This is a genomic window from Pelagibacterium sediminicola (assembly GCF_003390885.1).
GTDB classification, from domain to species: Bacteria; Pseudomonadota; Alphaproteobacteria; order Rhizobiales; family Devosiaceae; genus Pelagibacterium; species Pelagibacterium sediminicola.
Genome location: NZ_QMEL01000009.1, coordinates 87,872 through 98,470, shown reverse-complemented (window position 1 = coordinate 98,470; position 10,599 = coordinate 87,872). Strand labels below are relative to the sequence as shown.

Here is a 10,599-nt window from a genome sequence, read left to right as displayed (position 1 = left end):
CTACGACGCCATCATCGACGCTGCCTGCCAAGCCTGGAACAACCTCATCGACCAGCCCCAAACCATCACCTCTATAGGAATGCGCGACTGGGCGCATATCGGTCAATCATGACAGCCGTTGGTATTATACGCTGTTAAGCGCATCGACAATGCTTCTGGAACGGCAGTTGCCGTCATTGTCGTGGAAGCGCGTGATCCAGAAGCCTTTTCGGAAGACATGCTGAAGAACGAGCTTCAATTTTCGTCTGAAGATTTTGGAAAGATGGTGGACACGCTGCGGGATCACATCCCCGAACCCAGCGAAGTGGAGGGGCTTCAACTCTAATGGGCGCGCTCAGAGACATCATTGCCTATATTATTGCGAACTATCCTGAACGGCTGCATGACGAGCTATCCAACGCGCGTCTGACAAAGATGATTTATCTGGCAGATTGGCATAGCGCTATCAAATCCCGCCAACAGATTAGCCCGATCCGGTGGTATTTCGACAACTACGGACCGTTTGTTCGGGATGTCGAGAACGAAATATCGGGCGATCCCAAGACCTTTGCCGTTGTGACTGGCACAAATATGTATGGGCAGCCGAAGAAAACTTTCTCCCTGCGAAAAGGAGTTGACCGGCTCGATTTGCAACCGGAGGAAAAAGCTTCTCTAGACCACATCATTGACATCACGAAGAAGCTGTATTGGAACGACTTCATTCGTCTCGTTTATAGCACCCATCCTGTGGCCAGCTCTGAACGATACACCTACCTTAATTTGATCGAGAAAGCCCAAGAATACCAGGCTTCTCGCGAATGAGCCAAAGTCAATCTCGCCACTCGGGCCGCAGATGGTCCTTCATCCGCTCGTTGGTGACCTGCCCATAGAACTTGTGGATCATATCGGGGCTGGTGCCGGTATTCCGGGCAAGCGGAAACACATCAACGCCATGGGCCAACTGCTGGCTGATGTAATAGTGCCGGAACGAGTATGAGGTGCGGCGAACACCGCGATAATCGACCAACAGGTCACACGCCTTGAGCAACTCGGCCAGGGCCTTTTTGGTCGAACCGAGCCGCTTCCCCTCGCGTGTCGCAAAGACCGGATCGCTGTCCTTGGGCGGCTTCTCCATGTTCTTGACCCAGAAATCCCATAGCCGATCAAACCACGGCAATGCCGCTTCCTGTGGCACGAAAGTCCGGCTCTTGGCCTTGCCATGCACCCGCAATCGAATGTCGCGTTTTCCAATGGGAAGTTTGCGCCCCTCGCGATAACCCAGAACATCACCCCAGTTGAGGTTCTTCATCTCGGTTGGCCGCATACCCGTATAGGCTGCGATCATGATCTGTGAGTGCAAGATCGTGCGATCCCAGCGCAGGTGCTCGTGGATATCAGGATCGGAAAGCCGTTTCAGGCTCATGTCGATCAGCTTCTTGAATTCCTGTGGCTCGAAGCTGGGCCTGTGGTTGGGCTTGCCGGGCTTGGCAATGGCAATATCGGGCACCTGCCCGTTGTTCATATAACCCCACTTAACTGCCTGCCGGAAAAGCTGGCGTAGGGTCACAGTTTCCGATTTCTGCCTGCTGACCGTTGGCATGCGCTTTTCACCAAGCGGGCGTTTAATGGTCTTGCCTTTGCGCTCATAGGTGATGTGGCTGATTTCGGCTCCCGGTCCTGTCAGCCAATACTCCTTGCGCCATTCGAGATATTTCTCGATGTCGGCCTCGGTAATCGCGCTGATGTCCTTGGTGCCGAAATAAGGGATGAAATAGCGCTGCACGACAGGTGGAATATCGCGGGCATGATGGGCTGAACGCTCTCCGCGTTCGGCTTCGCGTTCAACCAGCGCAATGAACTCCTCGGCTACCTTGGCGAATGAGCTGGGCCTGGCCTTCAGTCCATTCTTGGCTCGGTATTGCGCCTCATACCAGATCTCATGGGCTTTATGACGTGCCTCGGCTTCATCAGCCGTTTCCAGCGAACGCCTGATCTGACCTTCACCCTTGATCGAAAACCGCACCCACCACTTGGTGGTGCCTTCCCTGCGATAGACCGAATATGGCTGTGAAAAATTTGAGTTCATGGACCCCGCACCCCTTGCATCATGGAGGTAGCCGAACCGTGCTAAGAATGTGCTACCTCGCGGTCCAGCACATCCAGAAAACTCAATGATTTCAATGAGGGGAAATGGCCTGTGCCAGACCTGTGCTAGCTTAGTTTCTGGCTGCTACCAGAGCAACACCCTTGCTAAGTCATTGATTTTAAAGGGTCAATGGTAGCGGAGGAGGGACTTGAACCCCCGACACGCGGATTATGATTCCGCTGCTCTAACCAGCTGAGCTACTCCGCCCCGAAAGGCATGGCCGCTATTTAGGGTGGAGCGGCACGGCGCTTCTTATGGAGAGCGGGCGGGTCTGTCAAGCGGAACGATGGGGCAGCGGGCCCGGAATGTGGCGTGGGGCGGTGTTCGTGGATTTTGGATAATCAATTCGCTTGGCCACGGTTTTGGTCCTTGCCCGCCGCCCCTATGTTAGAGCGTTTCCAGAATAAGTGGCTACCACTTATTCGGTTCGGAAACGCGATAAATCAAAGACTTAGAGACCCTGTTTTGATTCCATCAAAACAGGAAAGGCTCTAGACGCGAACGAACACAGCGGCAGGGCGGAGAAAGCATCACGCTTTTTTCCTCGCCTTGCCGACACATCAACCAAGGATGGGAGGCCGAAATGGCGCTCGAACTTACCGGACTGCATCACCTCACCGCCGTCACCGCCAACGCGCGCGAAAACCTGCGTTTTTATACCAAAATCCTCGGCCTGCGGCTGGTCAAGCGTACCGTCAATCAGGACGATACCACCGCCTATCATCTCTTTTATGGCGACGGCAAAGCCTCTCCCGGTTCCGACATCACCTTTTTCGACTGGCCGACTGCTCCCGAACAGCGCGGCACCCATTCGGTGGTGCGCACCGCGTTCCGCGTCGAAGGCGAATCCTCGCTCCAATGGTGGAAGTCCCATCTTGAGGCCAATGGCGTCGCCGTCTCCGAGATCGCGGAGCGGGCCGGGCACATGTCGCTCGATTTCGAGGACCCCGAAGGCCAGCGCCTGCGCCTGGTCAACGATACGCGCGCCGGCGGCGCCCACCCCTGGGCCAGGGGCCCCGTGCCCGCCGAACGCCAGATCAAGGGCCTCGGCCCCATCACCATGAGCGTTCCCGATCTGCGCCGCTCCGAACCGGTGCTGACGATCGTCATGAACATGCGCAAGGTCCGCACCCACCCGGCCACCGCCGAACAGGGTGAAATTCACGTCTTTGCCATGGGCGATGGCGGCGCCTCCGCCGAGCTTCACGTGGCGGTCGAGCCCGATCTGCCCTTTGCCCGCCCCGGCGCGGGCGGCGTCCATCACGTCGCCTTCCGCACGCCCAACAAGGACGAGCTCGACAAATGGATCGCCCGCACCATGCAGGCAGGGCTGCAAACCTCCGGCGAGGTCGAGCGCTATTATTTCACCTCGCTCTATTTCCGCGAGCCCAACGGCATCCTCTTCGAGATCGCTACCGACGACCCCGGTTTCGATGTCGATGAGCCGATGGAAACGCTCGGCGAAAGCCTCGCCCTGCCCCCGTTCCTCGAGCCCAGGCGCGCCCAGATCGAGGCAGGGCTGAAGCCCATCGATTGAAACCTCTCCTCTTGCTGTCCCGGGCTCGACCCGGGACCCACAGCGAACCATCCACTTCCGCGGATCTTCAAGCATAGACCCCGGCTCAAGGCCGGGGTAGCGAAGGGGAGAAGAGGAAGGCGTCGGAACCGACACCTTCCGCCAAAGACAATCCCGCTATTCGAGGCTCGCCGCGATATCGACCAGCCGGATGAACTCCGCCCGCCGCCCGGTCTCGTCTTCCCCTCTGCCCGACTGGGCCAGTTGCCGGATAGCGTCCCAATCCATTCCGGCCAGATAGCCCGAGCCGCGCAGCTTCTGGCCGAACGCGGCTACCGCTGTGGCAAACCGCATGTCTTCGGGCAGATCGCTCATCACCTGATATTGCCCCGCAACCGGGATAGGCGCCTCGATCAGCTCGCTTACATCGGCGCCCGGCGCCTTGTAGCGGATTTTCAGGAAACCGTATTCGGCATCGTCCCCGGGCACCGCCACCGCGTCCTCGCCATAGCGCAGCGGATCGGCCGAGCCGGGCGCGCCCACGGGCACGATCTCGTAGATCGCGGTCACTGAATGGCCCGCCCCCACATCGCCGGCATCCACCGCGTCATTGTTGAAATCCTCGCGGGCGAGCGCGCGGGTCTCGTATCCGATCAGCCGGTATTCCGAGACCGTTGCGGGGTTGAACTCCACCTGCACCTTGACGTCCTTGGCCACCGTCATGAGCGTGCCGCCCAACTCCTCGACCAGTACCTTGCGCGCTTCCGAATAGCTGTCGATATAGGCCGCGTTCCCGTTCCCCGCCTGGGCGAGAGACTGCATGACGGCATCGTTGTAATTGCCCATGCCGAACCCCAGGACCGAAAGGAAAACACCTTTTTGGCGCTCAGCCTCGATCACCCTCTCAAGGCCATCGGGATCGGAAATCCCGACATTGAAATCCCCGTCCGTGGCCAACAGCACCCGGTTGGTCCCGCCCTCGACCATTGCCTGTTCGGCAAGCCTGTAGGCCGCCTCGATCCCCTGCGCGCCCGCCGTCGAGCCGCCCGGCTGGAGGGTTTCGAGCGCCGCGAGAATCTTTGCCTTCTCGCTCCCGCTGGTCGGCTCGAGCGCCACCCCGGCGCTGCCCGCATAGGTGACGATCGAGACCGTATCGTCCGGCCCCATCTCGTTGACCAAAAGCGTGAAGGCACGCTTTAAAAGCGGCAGCTTGTCGGGCTCGTCCATCGAGCCGGACGTATCGATCAGCATCACCAGATTGGCGGGCGGCACTTCGGAGATATCGAAATTTTCCGCCTTGATCCCGATATGGACCAGCCGACTGTTGGCGTTCCAGGGCGAAGGATGCACCGCTATGGTGGGCGTGAAAGGATCGCCCCCCGCCTCCGGCGCGGCGTAATCATAGGAAAAATAATTGATCAGTTCCTCGACCCGGACCGCCTCGGCCGGCGGCACCTGCCCCATTTCGAGCGAGCGCCGCACATAGGCGTAGGATGCGGTATCAACATCGATCGAGAAGGTCGAAACGGGCTCATTTGCCGTGAACTTGACCCCGCCCTCGTCGAACGCCGTAAACCGGTCGCCGCCCGGATAGGGGCTGTACACTGCGCTCCCCATCGGCGCCCTCGCAAGCGCAGGGCTCACCGCCTGCTGCTCGAACGCCATATCCCGCATCGGCACCGGAGCGGGGGCAGGCTGTGGCGCGGCGCCAAGCTGCTCGGCCTGCCGGGTCCGGGCGTCGGCAACCTCCATTTCAGCCACCGGCGCCTCTTGCGCCTTTTCGATCGGCGGCGGGGTGGGCAGCGAAAGATCGACAGGCGTCAGCGCCGTCTGGTTCATGAAATACCAGCCCATCGGCACGACGAGAATGGCGACGAACGTGGCACCGAGGGGGATGCGGATATCCATGGTCCAATTCCTTTTCCAATCGGAAGTTATGGACCTGAGACGCTCGCCCCACCCGATACCTTGGACGGGCCGCGCATTTTTTTCGCTCTGCGTTTCCCCTTCGCCCTCGTGAACCGCATCGAACGCCGTCATTGCCGCATCGAGCGCGCGTTCCCGTGCGGCAACGGAGGGGGCCGGCGCTTCGATATTTTTCAGCGATTTCAGGAACTCGTCATTCATCGCATTTTCCTAAACCATGTCCTTGAGGGCCTTTTTGGCCTCATGCACGTACCAGGAGACGGTGCTTTCCTTCACCCCCATGATCTGGGCTGTCTCGGCGTGGCTGCGCTCCTCGGCGTAAACCAGCAGCATCGCATCGCGCTGCTTTTCCGGCAGCTGGCGCACCGCGTCCCATAGCTGGCGCTCCGCCACCGCGCTTTCCTGATCCGGCGCGACGTCCGACGCTGAAACCTCGCGCAGTGCATCGGCCTGTTTGGCCCGCCTCGCGCCCTGCCGCTGGCGGTCCCGCACGGCATTGAGCACCACGCGGTAAAGCCAGCTCGTAAAGGCCGAGCGCCCGTCAAAGCTCCCCAACGCTCTGGCAAGCCGCACGCACACATCCTGCGCCACATCCTCGGCATCGGCCCGGTTCCCGCACCATTTATAGGCGGTGCGGAACATGAAATCGTAATGCTCGCCCACCAGCGCCGCAAACGCCGCCCGGTCCCCCCCGGCTGCGCGACGCACCAGATCGTTGTTTGAAAGGGGAACGTTCACGCTGTCCTTTGCATCGGGGGTTTCGGTACTGTGACGAATGGCCCGGCGATTTCCTTGGAAATTTTCTGGACAAAATCCTATGGAGGGTCAACCGCCATGCCTGCAGCGAGAACCCGGTATGACCGAACCCGAAAAGCCCGACTGGGGCAACCGCATCATCCTCCTCATCTTCGGCGTTCTGGCGCTGATCACCATCGGCGGCACGATCATCGCCACGACCACCGAATGGGACGCCGGCAATTTCCGCTCCGATCAGGAAGCAGCCGAACGCGCGCACGACGCGTCCTCGCCCCCGGCAACCGATTGAGCTGAGGCGTTCAGGTTTTGATGACCTGGCTCCGTCGCTGTCCCGGCCAAAGCCGGGACCCGTGCTCCAGTTTCAGCAACCGCGGATCAGGGTATGCAGGAACGGCCCCAGAGCAGACCAGTGTTTGACGGGATCGTCGAGGTTCCCGCGATTGCGGCGGGTCCGGTCTGGACCCCGGGAATGAATCCCGGGGCGACAGGCGGGCATGGGGCAGATATCGGCCAAAGCCACCAATGTCATTCCGGGACTTGTTCCCGGAAACCAGCGCGATCCAACCCCAACCGCCATGGCAGGCCGTTTCCGTCAAAACCTGAAACGATCTAAGCCGCCAGAACCGCCTCGGCGATGAACCCGCCCCCCAGCACCTGCGCGCCTTCGCCCGCGTCCGAATAAAGGACGCACGCCTGCCCCGGCGCGATGCCCGCCTCGCCCGAAACCAGCGTCACGAACACCTCGCCGTCGCGCATCTGGATCACCGCTTCCTGCGGCGCCCGGGTCGAGCGCACCTTGGCTTCGAGCGCGAACCCGTTGCCCGCCGCCATTTCGGCCAGCGGGCGCGGGCCGAGCCAGTTGAGATCGCGCAGGCGCACGGTATGGGTCTTGAGCGCCGATTTGGGCCCGACGATCACGCGCTGCGTTTTCGCGTCAAGCCGCACGACGTAAAGCGGCTCGCCCGAGGCGATCCCCAGCCCGCGCCGCTGCCCCACCGTATAGTGGATGATCCCCTTGTGCGTGCCCAGCACCTCGCCATCGATGCCGACGATCTCGCCGGGCACCTCGGCTTCCGGCATCAGCTTCTTGATGACATCGGCATAAGAGCCCCTCGGCACGAAACAGATGTCCTGGCTGTCCGACTTCTCAGAAATCGTCAGCCCCATCTCGCGGGCCATGGCGCGCGTTTCGTCCTTGGTCATGTTGCCCAGCGGAAAGCGCAGGAAGTCGAGCTGCCCGCCCGTGGTGGCGAACAGGAAATAGGTCTGGTCCTTGTCCCGGTCGAGCGGACGGAGCAGCACGCGCTTGCCATCCACCACCTTGGAGCGCACGTAATGGCCCGTCGCAAGGCAGTCCGCCCCCAGATCGCGCGCCACCTCCATCAGATCCACGAACTTGACCGACTGGTTGCACGCAACGCACGGGATCGGCGTCTCGCCCCTCATATAGCTCTCGGCGAACGGATCGATCACGGCCTTCCTGAACCGCTCCTCATAGTCGAGCACGTAATGGGGAATCCCCAGCGCCGCCGAGACCCGGCGCGCATCGTGGATGTCCTGTCCCGCACAGCACGAGCCCTTGCGGAACGTGGCTTCGCCATGATCGTAAAGTTGCAGGGTGACGCCGATCACCTCATAGCCCTCGCGGGCCAGCAATCCGGCAACCACCGAAGAATCGACGCCGCCCGACATGGCAACGACGACGCGGGTATCGGCCGGCGCGCGGTCGAACCCTAGTGAATTCATCATCTCTTTTCTCATCCGGTTGGGGTCAAGGGCCAGCGGATGCGCTTATTTACGAGCTTTACCCAAAACCCGCAACCGCCTCTGTTCCCCTTCTCCCCTCGTGGGATTGAGGAATGTCCCGTAGGGCAAATCGCTCCAGTGGAGCGATTTGAATGACGAAAGTGGCCGGAGCGTAGCGAAAGGTCGGATGAGGGGGCGCGATATCACAACCGGCTCCGGGCGGCACTTATTGCCGCTCCGATGGAGCATCTTGCCGTGTCCCACAGGTCCAAAGGCTTTACCCGTCATATCAATCCACTGAAATATAACGATATTCCCACCATCCGCCAACTTGGCAAGCCGCTTGCATCAAGGACGGTGAAGACGTCTGTCCAGTATCGAGTGATTTGCCGTGACAAACCCGATTTCCGTCGGCCCCGCCATCGCCAGCCCATCCGCTCCGGCCATCGCGCTGGAAAAATCGGGCGCATCCGGTGCGTCCGGGTTCGCCGTCCTGCTTGAAGGCGCGTCATCGCCGGCCCAGCCCAGCGCGGCCAAAATCATCGGCAAGACGCCCGCCGCCGAAACGCCGCTGCCCGATGCGCAGGCCATCGATCTCGAAGCCCTGTCCGACGCCCTCGGCGAGCTTCTTGGCCAGCTTGCCGGTCTCGAACGGGACATAGAGGACGAACTGCCCATCGAGGGCGGTGCGCTCGAAACCCTTGCAGGTCTTATTGAAACCGTCACCGATCTGCTCGACACCGGCGCCATCATCGACCCCGACTCCCCGCTCCTCGCCCAACTCCGCGATATCGCCAAAACGCTGGGGCTGGAGATGAAGGCCGACGCGGGCGATCCCGCTTCCGTTCTGGAAACCCTTGCGGCGCTGGCCACCCGCATCGGCGGCGAATTGCGCGAGACCGCGCCCGAGCTTGCCGCCGGGCTGACCGGCCTTGCCGCCCGCCTCGACGCCCAGGCCGCCGCCATCCAGACCGCGCTCGCCAATGCCGAGCCCGATGCGGCCACAAGGCTCAAGCTCGTCGAAAGCGAAGCCAAACCCAATCCCTCGGCCATGACCGGCGGGAACCCGGCCTCCGAAAACACCTCGGCGCCGTCCGGGAAGCCCGCAACGGATACTGGCCAGACCGGCCGCAGCCTCACCGGGGACACAGAACAGGTCTCCACCCCGGCAAGGGATGCCGCAACGCAAGGCAACGCACAGGCGGCGGCCGCCGCCACCGCGACAGGCGCTGCCAGCGCCCCCGATGCCTCCACCGAAGCGCCGGACGGCCTCACGCTGCCCACCGGCCCTGCCCAGCCATCGCCTCAAGCGCACGGCGCGGCGCGGCCCGAAGCTGCCGCCTATACCCGGCCCGAGCCGCGCATCAACGTGCCCCACATCGCCGTGGAAATCGCCCGCTCGATCCAGAATGGCGTCTCGCGCTTCGAGATCAGGCTCAATCCGCCCGAGCTTGGCCGGGTGGACGTGCGCATCGAGATGGACAATTCGGGCAATGTCGTCGCCCGCCTCGCGGTGGAAAGAAGCGAGACGCTGGACCTGCTCCAGCGCGACCAGCGGGCGCTGGAACGCGCGCTTCTTGATGCCGGGCTCGACGGCGGCAAGACCGATCTCGAATTTTCACTGCAGCAGGACAATGGCGGCCACGACCAGCCCGATGAACGCAACCGCTGGATGGCAAGCGTCGCCGCGGACCCCGGCACCGCCGAACCGTCCATTCCTTCACCTGGCACGATGCGCGGCTATGCCCGTCTCGACGCCGTCAACCTCTGGGTCTAGGGGAAGAGCGCCATGTCCGATGTTTCCGGCATTTCAGGCACCGGTGGGGGGCTCGATACCCAGCGCCGCACCATCGCCGACAATTTCGACACCTTCCTTGAGCTTCTCATCACCCAGCTCAAGAACCAGAATCCGCTCGAACCCATGGACACCAATCAGTTCACCCAGCAACTGGTCCAGTTCACCTCCGTCGAACAGCAGCTAAAGACCAACGAGTTCCTGCAGGCCATGCTGCAATCGACCCAGAACGCCACCAATTCCAACGCCGTCACCTATGTCGGCAAGACGGTGACCGCTTCCGGCGCCACCACCGAATTGCGCGATGGCAAGGCCAACTGGATCTTCAAGCTCGACAAGCCCGCCGAAAACTCGACCGTGACCATCAAGGACCAGAACGGCAACGTCGTTTACACCGAGAAGCTCGCGCTCAAGGCCGGTACGGACGAACTGGTCTGGGACGGCACCAGGAGCGATGGCAACAAGCTCACCAGCGGCCAGTTCACCATCACCATCGACGCCCGCGATTCAAATGGCACCTATATCCCCGCGACCACCGAACTGATGGGCGTGGTGGAGGCTGTCGACCTCTCCGGGCCCGAACCCCAGCTCATCATCGCCGGGCTGCGCATACCGCTTTCTGGCATAACCTCGGTCGGCGGCGAAATGCCGGCAGGGGATGCCCCTGAAGACGAAGCCGCCTGAGTTTTTTTCCTGAAGCATTTCAGGTTTTGACGGAATCAAGAAGGTCCGCGT

Annotated in this window: 10 protein-coding genes and 1 tRNA gene; 6 read left to right on the top strand and 5 right to left on the bottom strand. The window is 61.6% G+C overall.

Annotated features, from left to right (window positions below; translation table 11 throughout):
• The first annotated feature begins 118 nt into the window (after positions 1-118).
• Together DQG18_RS16190 and DQG18_RS13670 are read left to right on the top strand one after the other, a co-directional pair.
• Positions 119-325 carry a hypothetical protein gene (locus DQG18_RS16190; RefSeq protein WP_157970168.1) on the top strand — a complete coding sequence of 69 codons (207 nt, stop codon included), beginning with the start codon at positions 119-121 and terminating at the stop codon, positions 323-325.
• Complete coding sequence (locus DQG18_RS13670) at positions 325-801, top strand: Panacea domain-containing protein (protein ID WP_116654798.1); 477 nt, start codon at positions 325-327, stop codon at positions 799-801. Before DQG18_RS16190 ends, DQG18_RS13670 begins: the two co-directional genes overlap by 1 nt.
• Positions 802-808: 7 nt before the next feature.
• Here DQG18_RS13670 and DQG18_RS13665 read toward each other — a convergent pair whose 3' ends face one another.
• Together DQG18_RS13665 and DQG18_RS13660 are read right to left on the bottom strand one after the other, a co-directional pair.
• Positions 809-2,065 carry a tyrosine-type recombinase/integrase gene (locus DQG18_RS13665; RefSeq protein ID WP_116654797.1) on the bottom strand — a complete coding sequence of 419 codons (1,257 nt, stop codon included), beginning with the start codon at positions 2,063-2,065 and terminating at the stop codon, positions 809-811.
• A gap of 190 nt (positions 2,066-2,255) precedes the next feature.
• Positions 2,256-2,332: transfer RNA gene (locus DQG18_RS13660), tRNA-Met, on the bottom strand.
• Between the two features lie 376 nt (positions 2,333-2,708).
• Here DQG18_RS13660 and DQG18_RS13655 point away from each other — a divergent pair.
• Positions 2,709-3,662 (top strand): ring-cleaving dioxygenase, encoded by a 954-nt coding sequence (locus DQG18_RS13655; RefSeq protein ID WP_116654796.1) that lies wholly within the window; start codon positions 2,709-2,711, stop codon positions 3,660-3,662.
• Positions 3,663-3,818: 156 nt separating this feature from the next.
• Here DQG18_RS13655 and DQG18_RS13650 read toward each other — a convergent pair whose 3' ends face one another.
• Complete coding sequence (locus DQG18_RS13650; RefSeq protein ID WP_116654795.1) at positions 3,819-5,768, bottom strand: vWA domain-containing protein; 1,950 nt, start codon at positions 5,766-5,768, stop codon at positions 3,819-3,821.
• Positions 5,769-5,777: 9 nt separating this feature from the next.
• Complete coding sequence (locus DQG18_RS13645; protein WP_116654794.1) at positions 5,778-6,305, bottom strand: RNA polymerase sigma factor; 528 nt, start codon at positions 6,303-6,305, stop codon at positions 5,778-5,780.
• Between the two features lie 118 nt (positions 6,306-6,423).
• Between DQG18_RS13645 and DQG18_RS13640 the strand changes: the two genes are divergently transcribed.
• Positions 6,424-6,612: a hypothetical protein gene (locus tag DQG18_RS13640; protein ID WP_116654793.1), complete on the top strand. Its 189-nt coding sequence runs from the start codon at positions 6,424-6,426 to the stop codon at positions 6,610-6,612.
• 320 nt (positions 6,613-6,932) lie between these two features.
• Here DQG18_RS13640 and mnmA read toward each other — a convergent pair whose 3' ends face one another.
• The gene (gene mnmA, locus DQG18_RS13635) at positions 6,933-8,069 is read right to left on the bottom strand and encodes a tRNA 2-thiouridine(34) synthase MnmA (protein WP_198669776.1); all 1,137 of its coding nucleotides are present in this window, start codon (positions 8,067-8,069) and stop codon (positions 6,933-6,935) included.
• 391 nt (positions 8,070-8,460) lie between these two features.
• Between mnmA and DQG18_RS13630 the strand changes: the two genes are divergently transcribed.
• Positions 8,461-9,846, top strand: coding sequence for a flagellar hook-length control protein FliK (locus DQG18_RS13630; protein WP_116654791.1), 1,386 nt, complete (start codon positions 8,461-8,463; stop codon positions 9,844-9,846).
• 12 nt (positions 9,847-9,858) lie between these two features.
• Positions 9,859-10,548 carry a flagellar hook assembly protein FlgD gene (locus DQG18_RS13625; RefSeq protein WP_116654790.1) on the top strand — a complete coding sequence of 230 codons (690 nt, stop codon included), beginning with the start codon at positions 9,859-9,861 and terminating at the stop codon, positions 10,546-10,548.
• Positions 10,549-10,599 lie beyond the last annotated feature (51 nt).

What these genes read in the sequence shown, in the direction of transcription:
- DQG18_RS13625 (WP_116654790.1), top strand. Translation starts at nt 9,859, where the DNA reads ATGTCCGATGTTTCCGGCATTTCAGGCACCGGTGGGGGGCTCGATACC.
- DQG18_RS13665 (WP_116654797.1), bottom strand. Translation starts at nt 2,065, where the DNA reads ATGAACTCAAATTTTTCACAGCCATATTCGGTCTATCGCAGGGAAGGC.
- DQG18_RS13655 (WP_116654796.1), top strand. Translation starts at nt 2,709, where the DNA reads ATGGCGCTCGAACTTACCGGACTGCATCACCTCACCGCCGTCACCGCC.
- DQG18_RS13670 (WP_116654798.1), top strand. Translation starts at nt 325, where the DNA reads ATGGGCGCGCTCAGAGACATCATTGCCTATATTATTGCGAACTATCCT.
- DQG18_RS13650 (WP_116654795.1), bottom strand. Translation starts at nt 5,768, where the DNA reads ATGAATGACGAGTTCCTGAAATCGCTGAAAAATATCGAAGCGCCGGCC.
- DQG18_RS13640 (WP_116654793.1), top strand. Translation starts at nt 6,424, where the DNA reads ATGACCGAACCCGAAAAGCCCGACTGGGGCAACCGCATCATCCTCCTC.
- mnmA (WP_198669776.1), bottom strand. Translation starts at nt 8,069, where the DNA reads ATGAATTCACTAGGGTTCGACCGCGCGCCGGCCGATACCCGCGTCGTC.